The sequence below is a fragment of the Lactiplantibacillus songbeiensis genome (genome assembly GCF_005405125.1).
Classification (GTDB): domain Bacteria; phylum Bacillota; class Bacilli; order Lactobacillales; family Lactobacillaceae; genus Lactiplantibacillus; species Lactiplantibacillus songbeiensis.
On sequence record NZ_BJDL01000008.1, the window covers coordinates 132697 to 141712 of the forward strand.

The 9016-nt window shown below is 47.4% G+C and carries 8 protein-coding genes and 1 riboswitch; all 8 genes read left to right on the forward strand.

Annotated elements, in window-relative coordinates; all coding sequences use genetic code 11:
• Positions 1 to 26: 26 nt before the first annotated feature.
• Positions 27 to 857, forward strand: a complete 831-nt coding sequence (gene larE, locus FFM77_RS03340; RefSeq protein ID WP_137634325.1) for an ATP-dependent sacrificial sulfur transferase LarE — start codon at positions 27 to 29, stop codon at positions 855 to 857.
• A 603-nt stretch (positions 858 to 1460) separates the two neighbouring features.
• Positions 1461 to 1566, forward strand: a riboswitch (TPP riboswitch).
• A gap of 81 nt (positions 1567 to 1647) precedes the next feature.
• Positions 1648 to 2439: a hydroxyethylthiazole kinase gene (thiM, locus tag FFM77_RS03345; protein ID WP_137634326.1), complete on the forward strand. Its 792-nt coding sequence runs from the start codon at positions 1648 to 1650 to the stop codon at positions 2437 to 2439.
• 26 nt (positions 2440 to 2465) lie between these two features.
• Positions 2466 to 3293, forward strand: coding sequence for a bifunctional hydroxymethylpyrimidine kinase/phosphomethylpyrimidine kinase (thiD, locus tag FFM77_RS03350; protein WP_171001545.1), 828 nt, complete (start codon positions 2466 to 2468; stop codon positions 3291 to 3293).
• Positions 3283 to 3939, forward strand: coding sequence for a thiamine phosphate synthase (thiE, locus tag FFM77_RS03355; RefSeq protein ID WP_137634327.1), 657 nt, complete (start codon positions 3283 to 3285; stop codon positions 3937 to 3939). Before thiD ends, thiE begins: the two co-directional genes overlap by 11 nt.
• Positions 3936 to 5120: a putative hydroxymethylpyrimidine transporter CytX gene (cytX, locus tag FFM77_RS03360; RefSeq protein ID WP_137634328.1), complete on the forward strand. Its 1185-nt coding sequence runs from the start codon at positions 3936 to 3938 to the stop codon at positions 5118 to 5120. Before thiE ends, cytX begins: the two co-directional genes overlap by 4 nt.
• Positions 5121 to 5272: 152 nt before the next feature.
• Positions 5273 to 6289 (forward strand): polysaccharide deacetylase family protein, encoded by a 1017-nt coding sequence (locus FFM77_RS03365; protein WP_223876767.1) that lies wholly within the window; start codon positions 5273 to 5275, stop codon positions 6287 to 6289.
• A 190-nt stretch (positions 6290 to 6479) separates the two neighbouring features.
• Positions 6480 to 7214 (forward strand): gamma-glutamyl-gamma-aminobutyrate hydrolase family protein, encoded by a 735-nt coding sequence (locus FFM77_RS03370; RefSeq protein WP_137634329.1) that lies wholly within the window; start codon positions 6480 to 6482, stop codon positions 7212 to 7214.
• Between the two features lie 33 nt (positions 7215 to 7247).
• Complete coding sequence (locus FFM77_RS03375; protein ID WP_223876768.1) at positions 7248 to 8876, forward strand: peptide ABC transporter substrate-binding protein; 1629 nt, start codon at positions 7248 to 7250, stop codon at positions 8874 to 8876.
• Positions 8877 to 9016: the final 140 nt, after the last annotated feature.

Genomic DNA, 9016 nt, shown 5'->3' on the forward strand with positions numbered 1-9016 from the left:
AATAAAATAGAAGAGGGCTTTTAATTATGACAACTTTAGCAGCAAAAAAAGCAGCTTTAACAGATTTATTACAAAAGATGAACAAGGTCACCGTTGCATTTTCTGGCGGGATCGATAGTACGGTCGTTTTGAAGATGGCCTTAAACGTTTTAGGCCGCGATAACGTAACCGCAGTCGTTGCTAATTCTGAATTATTCACTGAAGAAGAATTCGACAAAGCCGTTAGCTTAGCTGAAGAATTAGGTGCTAATGTCCAAACCACGACTTTGGACTACTTGAGTGACGAACATATTGAACATAACACCGCTGATAGCTGGTACTATGCTAAGAAGATGTTCTATACACGTTTGAACGACTTAGCTACTGAAAACGGTAGCGACGCTGTCTTAGACGGTATGATCAAAAATGACGAACAAGACTACCGTCCCGGCTTGAAAGCTCGGACTGAAGCCGGCGCTCGTAGCTTGTTACAAGAAGCTGACTTTTTCAAGGTTGACGTTCGTGCCTTGGCCCAAGAACTTGACTTAAACAACTGGAACAAAGTTGCGTCTTGCTCAGTTTCATCACGCTTCCCTTATGGCACCACGTTAACTCATGAAAACATTGCCCAAGTGATGGCTGCTGAAAAGTACTTACGTAGCTTAGGCTTCCCAACGGTTCGGGTTCGTTACCATGGCGATATCGCCCGTGTCGAATTACCAGAAGCCCGTATCGGTGATTTCTTGGTCTTCAACGACCGTGTTAACCGTAAGTTACAAGCGCTTGGTTTCCGTTATGTCACTTTAGACTTAGGCGGTTTCCGTAGTGGTCGCATGAACGACACCTTAACAAAACAACAATTAGCAACTTTTGCTTAATCAGCAATCGTTCTTCGGAGTCTGGATAAAATCCAGGCTCTTTTTTGTTACCATGCTGGTTGTCACTCTAGTTGGGTCAGCATGGTCTTGACCGTCTCCGTTGTCCAAACCATTCGCGGTGGGGCGAACCTTGAAGTCTGAGGGGCTGTCTTCAAGGACACTTTAAAGCCGCAAACCCACGTCTTTAAAGTTGGCCCAGTCACTAGACTGGAAAGTCCACCAGTCAAGTGACTCGACACGGCGAATGATTTGGCCAACTCCGACTATTAACCTGATTATTTGGGTTCTAAAGTGTCGTCATGTTAAATATTATTTTGACATCAATGTTAAAAGTGACTATTCAAATAGTGACGGTTCATTGATAGATATTCAGTTAATGAACGCCGGGCGGGTCAGAATTGGCTCAGTGGTGTCGTTTATCTTAGTCGGTGATTTTCCGACTTAGATAAAGCCCGGCTTTCGAGACCGCACTGTGGCTCGAAAACGCGGCCACCACGTTCCAGCCGATGCTGACCCAACCAGAGTGGCAAGCAGCAACCGTAGCGGCAAGTCAAATGTTAAGCTTATTGACGATAACGCTTACAACCGGTACACTGAAACTAATACAAACACTAGGGGTGTCCATGACTGGGCTGAGATGGTGAGTTAACACCGATCCCTTTGAACCTGTAAGTTCAGACTTGCGTAGGGAAAGTGTCACAGCTGATTATTTAGCGTCCACTGGTTCAAAGAAATTTTGAATCGGTGGGCGCTTTTTTGTTGGCGTGACCGACCGATAGGAGGAAAAATGATGAATTTAGACTTACTAACGACGTTGCGGCAACAGAATCCAATTGTTTTAACGCTGGCGAATGATGTCACGGTGCAAGATGTGGCGAATGGGTTAAATGCCCTAGGTGCTTCACCGATTATGTCGGCGGAAGTTGATGAAGCTGAAGCGATGGTGACAATTGCGGGCGCAGTATGCTTGAATCTTGGGACGTTAACTAAATTACAACTAGCGCAGATGCGAGCCGTTGGTGCGGCGGCTAATCAGCAACATAAACCGGTTATTTTTGATCCAGTAGCTGTTGGAGCGGTCCCGTATCGCCTGCAGGCAGCGCAGACCTTGTTACGGGCGGTTCACGCTGATATTATTCGCGGTAACGCGGGTGAGATTGCGGCTTTAGCGGACTGGGATTGGCAGGCTAAAGGTATCGATGCGGGGACTGGCAGTGGTGATCTAGTTGCGATGGCGCAGGCTTGTGCGCAGAAGTATCACTGTGTGGTGGTGTTATCGGGTGCCACTGATATTGTGACGGATGGTCAGCAAGTCGTTCGGGTGCACAATGGGACTGAATTATTTCAATTGCATGTGGGTTCGGGGGACTTGTTGTCCAGTCTTGTAGCAGCTTTTGCCGCGGTTCAGCCGCAAGATTTACTGGCAGCCGCAGCTACAGCAGCAACTGTTTTAGCGGGGACTGGCGAGCTCGTGGCGGCGCAATTAACCGCTAGTCGGCCGGGGACCTTTGCAATGTTGTTGATTGATAAATTACATTTGGTAACGCCGGCTGAATTAAGCAAAATTGCAGTGGTTGATTAAATTTTAGAAGGATACGGGGTAGTAACATGGTGAATGAATTTCCACAAGTAGTGACGATTGCTGGAACTGATAGTGGTGGTGGTGCTGGTGTGATGGCCGACTTAAAGACGATGCAGGCACGGCATGTTTTTGGGACAGCCGTCGTTGTCGCAGTTACGGCGCAAAATACGCTCGGCGTGCAAGATTTTATGGCAATGCCGACCAAACTAGTAGATGAACAATTTGCGTCATTAGCAGCTGATTTTAAAATCAAGGCTTGTAAAACCGGAATGTTAGCAGATGCTGAGCATGTGCATCATGTGGTTGAAAATTTAAAACGCGTCGACTTTGGCCCGTTGACCGTTGATCCGGTGATGATTGCAAAGGGGGGCGCGGCGTTATTGGCCCCAGCGGCGATTGCGACGGTTCGAGATGAATTGGTGCCATTAGCGACCGTTGTGACCCCTAATTTACCGGAAGCTGAGGCTTTGACCGGCTTGAAAATTACTGATACCCAGGGGATGATTGCGGCGGGGCATGCGCTGCAATCATTAGGTGCAAAAAATGTCATTATTAAGGGTGGTCATGGTACTAATCCACAAACTGCCAGCGACTTCGTATTATTGGCAGACGGGCAATCATTCTGGCTATCAGCACCGCGAACCAACACGATTCGGACACACGGGACCGGTGATACACTATCGGCTTGTTTGACGGCTGAGTTAGCCAAAGGAGTCCCAATGGCGACGGCAATTCAAACGGCTAAAGGGTTTGTCGCGGTAGCGATTGCGGATTCGATTCAAGTTGGCCATGGTCATGGGCCATTAAACCACTGGGTACAGCCTAGTCAGGCGGTGACTAAATATGTCAATTAGTTTCGACCAAAAGCAGTTAGCCGCTTATTTTGTCTGTGGGACGCAAGATATACCGGGTCAGCGGTTAACGACCGTTTTAAAGCGCGCACTAGCGGCCGGGATCACAGCTTTTCAGTATCGAGATAAAGGGGCTAGCCGATTAACAAGCAGTGAACGTTTAGCGTTAGGAGAAGCGCTGCATACCTTGTGTGCGGCAGCTGGTGTCCCATTTATTGTGGATGATGATGTTGACTTAGCGTTGTCACTTGGTGCGGATGGCATTCATGTCGGGCAAAGTGACACGGGTATCCAACAGGTGGTCACGGCAGTTAGTCAGCAGATGTTTGTTGGGTTGTCCTGTTCAACGTTAGCGGAAGTGCGAGTAGCCAATCAAGTTGCTGGCCTAGCCTATCTCGGTAGTGGCCCAATCTTTCCAACTAGCTCAAAAGCTGATGCTGATCCGGTGGTCGGTCTCACTAACTTGCAGGAATTAGTGACGGCTTCAAGCCGACCAATCGTGGCGATTGGTGGGATTACGGAAGACCAACTTCCTACTTTGGCCCAAACAGGGGTCGCTGGTGCCGCTGTGATTTCGATGTTGGCACAGAGTAATGATTATCAGCGAACGGTTACGGCGATGCGGACGGTTGGGTGGTCGATGCAATGAAGTCAGCAGTCATTCGTAGTCAGTTTCTACTATGGTTAGGAGCCGCAATCTCGATTGCAGAAATTGTCACTGGAACATTGTTAGCACCCTTGGGATTTGGTCCCGCTCTAGCTGCAATCTTATTAGGTCATTTAATTGGCTGTGGCTTGTTTTTAGTGCCAGCCGGGTACTTAGGTGCTAAGTTGCATCAATCGGCTATGGGCACTGTGCAATTGGCTTTTGGACGACTTGGTGAACGCCTAGCAGCGGGGTTAAACGCCCTACAGTTAGTCGGATGGACGGCGGTCATGATTGTTAATGCGCAATTGGCCATGAATGGGGTCAGTCAACGACTGTTTCACTTTCAAAATTCAGCGATTATGGCGCTCGTCGCCGCCGGGCTAATTATCATTTGGTTATTAATGGATACAACGTTATTATTCAGAATTAATAATGCAGTGGTTGGGCTTTTAGTGATTGGCGCGATGCTGATGTTGGTGATGGTCTTCAAAACACCAGTGATTACACCGGTTCCAGCAACGACGACCCTGTCATTTGGGCAAGCGGTTGAGTTGAATGTGACGATGACTTTATCATGGTTACCGTTAATTGGGGATTATACGCAGCAGATTCGGCGGCCTTGGACTGTGGCCATTGTGAGTGCGGTCGGTTATGGCTGTGGGAGTGTGGCGATGTTTGTGACGGGACTCTTGCTCGTCTTACGCACGGGTCAAAGTAATCTTGCCAGTTGGCTGACACAGTCTGGCTTAGGCTTGGTCGCCTTACTCATTATTGTCTTTTCAACGGTGACCACGACGTTTATGGATACCTACTCGGCCGCTACGAGTTTGCAAGTTGTGACGGGAAGTCGCCGCCTAAAACCAATCGCAATTATCGTCACGTTAGTTGGCTTGTTACTAGCACTGTTAGTTTCGATGCACTATTATGAGAATTTTCTCTATTTGATTGGGTCGGTCTTTGCCCCGCTATACGCGATTATTTTTGTGACGTACTTCATTCGGCACGCCAGCTTACCGTTATGGTTGAACTTTAGCTGGTGGGGCATTGGACTCGTGAGCTATTATGGCTTACAAGTTTGGTCTTTACCCTGGGGAACCACGTTAACCGTTTTGGCTTTATTGAGCTTAGGGGTCTGGTTAACAGGTACCGTTGTCAAATTACGACCGTTGCAGCACGACTAAAACGTCCAGTTGGGCGTTTTTTATTTTGAAATTATTTCCCGGGAAATACGTGGAAAATAGTCAGCTGAGTTCGAGCCTTAGTAAGTGTGTTTTCCTGGTTGGCAGCGTAGAATTAGACGTAGTCAATGAAGCACGAAAAAGGGGGACTTATCATGATTAAAGGGATGTTAAGCCGTTATAGTTTGGAACTAGTGGCGGTAGCGATACTGGGCCTTGGTGGCACCATGCCCGCGCAAGCCGCTGTGAAGGCATCAACCGTTACTTTTGGACAGTTAACCAATCAGAATTCCCATCGACTGGCGGCTATTCGGGAAGCTGCTCGTCAGGAAATCTTGACTAAGACCCATGCCAAAGCTAGTCGGGTGGCAGCTGTTTATCAAGTTAAACTGCCAACCCATATGACGAAAAAGGCCACGTTAACGGCCAGTGGGCTACGGATGAATTTATTACCGAATAGCTTTAAGGTGAAGCAAATTGTGATTCCTTACCAACAGTTAACTGGGAAAGTGATTAATCGATACTTACCAAAAAAGAACCGCACCACTGGACTGAAATACAAGAAGTCGGTTGCCTTAACGTTTGATGATGGGCCAGATCCGACCTTAACGCCACGATTATTGAAAATCTTGAAGCAAAATAACGTCCATGCCACGTTCTTTGAGGTTGGTCAAAGTGTCAGTCGGTATCCCAAGATTACCCAAGCCGTCGTCAAAGCGGGTAATGAAGTTGGCAATCATTCATGGAACCATCCTGATTTTAGTCAGATTGGTACCACTGCGAGTGTGAACCAAGTGATTCGAACCGATCGCGCGATTTATGCCGCCACGGGCAAATTACCGCAGTACGTGCGGCCACCATATGGTAACATCACTACTGCCGAGGGTCGCAAGATTCAGCATCCGATTGTTCGTTGGTCAGTGGACTCACGGGATTGGGCTTATTTGAATAAAGCTAAAGATATTAATGAAGTCTTACGGACCACGCATCCCGGTAGCATTATTTTGATGCATGATATCCATGCACCATCTGTAGCGGCGGTACCGACGATTATTAAGCGACTCAAGGCGAAGGGCTATCATTTTGTGACGGTCAGTCAGTTATTGAATCAACAAGCTTTACCAGGTTTACAATACTTTGCAGCCAATAATTATCGAACGGCTGGTAAATAGACCATATCGCGGATCTCAATCATTGAGATCCGTTTTTTGGTGGTCACGGTCGTATTAGTTGACAATTGTAGTCATAAAATCTAATGTAAAATTAATGAAATCGGTCGCGTTGACTGATCCGTTACCGCTCCTGGGTGCTAAGGCAGCATGCAGGTTTTTTTATGGCAAAAAAGAGAAGGAAGTTGATAGCATGACGAAACCGATTATTGGGATTGCACCAGGTGTTATTACCGTTAATAGCCAGGTGTTTGTCGGGCGTAAACGGGATTATGTGAACCGGGAATATTTACGATCAATTACAGCTAATGGCGGCATTCCACTGGTGTTGCCGGTCACGCAAGATGCAGACACAATTGCGCGTTATGTCGGGCTAATTGACGGACTGCTGCTCTGTGGCGGCGATGATGTCGATCCACTGACTTACGGTGAGGAACCCTTAGCCAAGCTTGGTGGGATTGACCCTGAACGTGATGCGTATGAGCTTACCTTGATTAAAGCTGTCCATGCTGTGCATAAGCCAATCCTGGGTATTTGCCGCGGGTTGCAGATCTTAAATGCCTGCTACGGTGGGACGTTATATCAAGATGCGAGCTATATGCCAGCAGGACAAGGCACACTGAAGCACATGCAATTACAATTGCCAGCGTATGGCATGCATCATGTGACAGTTACGGCTGACTCGACCTTAGCGAACTATGTGTCTGCCGGTGAATTAGCCGTTAACTCTTTTCATCATCAGATGATCAAGCAAGTGGCCCCTGGCTTTAAAGTCGTCGCCACGGCACCTGACCAAGTGGTTGAAGCGATTGAAGCAACAGCCGGTGGTCTGCAATTGGGTGTTCAATGGCATCCAGAAGAAATGCAGCAAGTTAATCCGACGATGGCCGCGTTATTTAACGGGTTTATCGCCGCGAGTCAAGCTTAAACAAGTCATGTTTCGAGGGGAAGTTTTTAACAGATGCAAACAATAAAAAAATGGGTCAGTGGTCTAGGGATTATCACCCTAGGATTAGTTTTAGCAAGTTGTGGGACGAAATCTAATAGCGCTAAAACAAGCGATAAAACGTTGACCGTAACAGCAGCACAAGCCATCGCCACGGCCGATCCGAATAAAGCGGACGACGTGGTCAGTCAAGCTGCATTAGCGCAATATATGGAGGGACTCTACACGACCAATCAACAAGGCAAGATCGTGCCCGCTATTGCTAAAAAGATTGTTAAACCAACGAACGGTGGTAAGACTTATACGTTCGACCTACGTCATAACGCGAAGTGGGCGAACGGTAAAGCCGTCACGGCCGCTGACTTTGTCTATTCAATGCAACGGCAAGTGAGTCCAACGACCAAGTCACAAGAAATCGGCCACGTGGCGGAAATCAAAAATGCCCCAGCGATAACGAGTGGTAAAAAGGCTGTCAGCACGCTGGGGGTTAAAGCATTAGGCAAGTATAAACTGCAATTGACATTAGCCAAACAGATTCCTTACTTCAATTACCGATTAGCCACTGAAATCTATCCGTTGAATAAAGCCTTTACGGAAAAGTATGGCAATAAATACGGGACGTCGGCAGCGAAAACGTTATCGGATGGGCCATATGTCTTAAAAGGCTGGGATGGGACCAATGATACGTGGCATTATGTGAAAAACAACCATTATTATGACGCGAAAAACGTCCGCATCAAAAATATTAAGGTTCAAACGGTGAAGACCAACAGTACCGCGCAGAATTTATTTGAAAGCAATGCGGTGCAAGTGACCCAGATTACCGGGACCCAAGTGGCCAGTGCCAAACGGGGCGCTTTGAAGCACAACCTGACGATTACCAAGTTGAACCAATTGTACTTCATGCCATGGAACAACAAACGTTCCGTGACTAAGAATGCTGATTTACGGCGAGCCGTTAGTTATGCGTTGAATCGGCGCTCATTAGTGACCAATGTCTTGAAGGATGGCTCGGTGGCAGCCACATCGCTAGTTCCAAGTGGTAACACAAGCAATCCTAGCACGGGTAAAGATTTTAATACCGATACTGGTAATTTGTATGCTTATAGTCCCGCTAAAGCGAAAGCTTACTGGAAGAAAGCCCAAGCCAGTTTGGGAAAGAAAAAGCTGACCTTGCAATTATTGACTAATGACACTGATGTGAACAAGTCGGCGGCAGAATTTATTCAAGCAGCGATTGAAAAGCATCTATCAGGTGTCACGGTGACGGTTAAGTCCGTCCCGTTGACGAATGAAATCTCAAACTTGAGCAAGGGTAACTTTGACTTTGCTACTTTAGCTTGGTCGAGTGATTTCCAAGACCCCATTGATTTCTTGGATAAAGCGTCAATGCGGACTTCGGTCAACTTTGGGAAGTATCACAATACGCAATATGAAGGCTTGATTTCGACCTTAGCAGCTGGGACCCAATCACCAACGGCTCGCTACCAAACAGCTCAACAAGCAGCTAAATTTGTGGCCAGTCATCAAGGGGTAACGCCGTTGTATCAGACGGCGGCAGCGCACTTGGTTAGCAGCAAGGTTGGCGGGATTCACTTCAGCTTGTTGCGCGATACCCTTTATCGGTACGCCTACTGGAAATAAACGGATTTGTTTCACGTGAAACGTTAAACGACGTCATCTACTTCATGAGATGACGCCGTTTTTACGCTTGGTGCTAGTTGAAATTGCCGCCTGCCGGTTGGTTCCTAAAACGCTGGAACGCCATGGGCCATTTTGAAGCC